At 41.3% G+C, this 2689-nt stretch carries 3 protein-coding genes; all 3 read right to left on the reverse strand.

Annotated elements, in window-relative coordinates:
• On the reverse strand, nt 1–281 hold a 281-nt coding region (locus QZZ55_RS19825), incomplete at its 3' end, for a RimK/LysX family protein (protein ID WP_293269152.1).
• Between the two features lie 49 nt (nt 282–330).
• Nucleotides 331–1362, reverse strand: coding sequence for a succinylglutamate desuccinylase/aspartoacylase family protein (locus QZZ55_RS19830; RefSeq protein WP_293269153.1), 1032 nt, complete (start codon nt 1360–1362; stop codon nt 331–333).
• 24 nt (nt 1363–1386) lie between these two features.
• Nucleotides 1387–2292, reverse strand: coding sequence for a 30S ribosomal protein S6--L-glutamate ligase (gene rimK, locus QZZ55_RS19835; RefSeq protein ID WP_293269154.1), 906 nt, complete (start codon nt 2290–2292; stop codon nt 1387–1389).
• Between the last annotated feature and the right edge of the window lie 397 nt (nt 2293–2689).

The following is a 2689-nucleotide window of genomic DNA, read 5'->3' on the forward strand; positions in this document are numbered from 1 at the left end:
GTTTTGATCACATAACGCTCTTCAGTTGTTCCATTAGATGATTTAATTCTACGTATATCTTGGAGTGGAGCGTTGCACTCTACAATATCTTCAACTTTGTAAATATTGGGATGAATATCGAACTTTATCCAAGGCTTACCCGATTTTTTGTAGCGAGACAAATTATCCACATGAAGTGAAGATGTTTTTGCGCCAGTATCTATACGCACTTGTAAATCAAAAATCCCTAGATCAGGGAGATCACAGCTCTCAATACTGCCAATAATCATTTTATCTTTCATTAAACTCATACCTAGACCGGCGCAAAGCGTTGCTATTAAGGGTTGTAACTTATCTTGCTATATCCTGAATGGGAGGAGCCAAAGCGTCTTGCATCTCGCTTATCTTTTCTGCTATCTCAGCATCATCCTCTGAAAAGAATGCAATATGAAACATAGCATCCCCTTCTTGTACCAACGGGATATTTTGTTTACCAATAATAATGCCAGATTTGTTTGCCGTGACAATATCAATCACTTCTCCAAAAGGGCTGCCAATTTCAGCTAAGGGCGTCCCTTTTTGTACCTGATCACCCAGATTTTTAAGATCATGTACAATGCCACTGCAGTTTGCACGCACCCAAGAGCTGTGATTAGCAATATAGGGTGTGAGTATTTTTCTTCGAAGCTTACGGTTCACTAAGCCTAGATGCCTAATAACATTCAGGACACCTTTCACGCCAGCCTGTATAGATAGTTCATCAAACCGCAGTGCTTGCCCAGCTTCATAAAGCAGAATACGTGTATCCGATTCCACTGCCGCTTGCCGTAAAGACCCATCTCTTAGGTCTGCATTTAATAATACAGGCACACCAAAAACTTCAGCGAGCGTACGGGTTTCTGGATCGTTAAGGTTCGCACGTATTTGCGGCAAGTTGGAGCGGTGAATTGCACCTGTATGTAGATCAATACCGTAGTCACAATGCTTTACAATTTCCTCTAAAAAAATATCAGCCACACGCCCTGCTAAAGAACCTTTCGCTGATCCAGGGAAGCACCGGTTAAGGTCACGCCGATCTGGCATATAGCGACTTTGATTGAGAACGCCATATACATTCAACATAGGCACTAAAATCAATGTACCGCTACTAATTTTGAGCGACTTCAATTGAATTAAACGACGAATAATTTCAATACCGTTTAGTTCATCACCGTGTACTGCTGCCGAAACAAAAACGGTTGGACCCGGTTTTTTACTGCGCCTTACATGCACTGGAATACAAATATCAGTATCTGTATAGAGCTTAGCTACCGCTATTTCAATCTGTTTCGTTTCTCCAGGTTTAACTGTAAAGCCACCGATTATCAGGTCATTAGTTTCCATTACTGTTTACCTTGAAAACCTGACTCATCCTTTACCTCGCGTCCGGTTGTTATTTGGTTTAGCATTAGCTTCTATAAAATCAATAATTAACCCAGCTACATCTTTTTCTGTAGCCAATTCAATACCTTCAAGACCCGGCGATGAATTAACTTCCATTACTACAGGTCCGTTTTTAGATTGAAGTATATCGACGCCACAGACATTTAGCCCCATCACTTTGGCTGCGTTAACGGCAGTTGCTCTTTCTTCTCTGCTTAAGCGTACAAGCCTTGCTGAACCACCGCGATGTAAATTAGACCTAAACTCTCCTTCAGCTCCCTGGCGCTTCATTGCCGCTACGACTTTATTGCCAACCACGAAACACCGAATATCAGCCCCCCCTGCCTCTTCAATAAACTCTTGCACCAATATGTTTGCTTTTAGGCCCATGAAAGCTTCAATAATACTCTCGGCGGTTTTGTTGGTTTCTGCCAGAACCACGCCAATCCCTTGTGTACCCTCAAGTAGTTTAATTACAACAGGAGCACCACCAACGTTTGCGATAAGATCTTTAATATTATCGGGTTTATTCGCAAAACCTGTACGAGGTAACCCAACATCTTTACGGGATAATAGCTGCAATGAACGTAACTTATCGCGTGACCTACTTATTGCTACGGATTCATTGACACAGAACGTCCCCATCACCTCGAATTGACGAACAACTGCTGTGCCGTAAAAAGTAACAGATGCCCCTATACGAGGAATAACTGCATCATAGTAGGGCAGCTCTTCACCGTGGTAACGTACAGCCGGTCGGCTTCGAGTAATATCCATATAGCAATGTAGAGTGTCTATGATATCAACTTGATGTCCGCGGGACTCTCCGGCTTCTTTCAAGCGACGAGTAGAATACAAATTCTCATTTCGAGAAAGAATTGCAATTCTCATAATTATGTTCCTTATGAAAAGTAGACTATGTCAGAGTGTTTTTAGCCAGCATTGTTGAGAACAACGAATTCACGCGGCAGTACCACAACACGAATTAGGCTTGTTTTCTCTAAGTGAAAGTCAGTATTTTGCGTTAAGTAAACCACACACCTTATGCCAAAAAAGGTGCACATATGATGTGATAGAGGTTAAAAAATGGGCACTTTTTGGACTGTATTTAGATATATGGTTAGAGAAAAAACAGTCTTATCAGAGCTTACTTATACTCCCTCTGCCAAGAGGAAGTCTACGTATTTCTCAAAAGCTAAAACAAATAATAAAAATTTATTATCAGCGGTATTAGAGAAGGTACGAATAAGTCCAATATTTTAATTTTCACTTCCCTATCTATGCGGCC

The sequence above is a fragment of the Neptunomonas sp. genome, from assembly GCF_016744175.1.
Lineage (GTDB): Bacteria > Pseudomonadota > Gammaproteobacteria > Pseudomonadales > Balneatricaceae > Neptunomonas.

Coding starts and splice junctions, on each gene's coding strand:
- QZZ55_RS19830 (WP_293269153.1), bottom strand. CDS start 1,362: ATGGAAACTAATGACCTGATAATCGGTGGCTTTACAGTTAAACCTGGA.
- rimK (WP_293269154.1), bottom strand. CDS start 2,292: ATGAGAATTGCAATTCTTTCTCGAAATGAGAATTTGTATTCTACTCGT.